Annotated in this window: 1 pseudogene; it reads left to right on the forward strand. The window is 63.9% G+C overall.

The features are described from left to right. Positions 1-294, forward strand: a pseudogene (locus NE591_RS14925) (hypothetical protein); the annotation flags it as partial.

Here is a 294-nt window from a genome sequence, read left to right on the forward strand (position 1 = left end):
AAAACGAACTCCGAGGCCCTCATCGCCTCGGGCATCGATTCCAACTATGACGAAGTGCTGTCGGCCGGCACGCTGGTGGTAGCGGCGGCCCAGAACTTCTGGAACCTGAACATCGACGGCGCCGTGGGCCTCATCATCTCGCTCGTGGTGCTGAAAGCCGGCTTCGAGGTGCTCGGCGACGCGCTCTCCCCGCTCCTCGGCGGCCCCGAGGACAAAAAGCTCGTCGACGACATCACTGCCTACGCCAACAGTTTCCCCGACGTGCGCGGCACCTACGACGTGGTGCTGGACAAC

Source organism: Adlercreutzia sp. DFI.6.23, from assembly GCF_024462535.1.
Lineage (GTDB): Bacteria > Actinomycetota > Coriobacteriia > Coriobacteriales > Eggerthellaceae > Adlercreutzia > Adlercreutzia rubneri.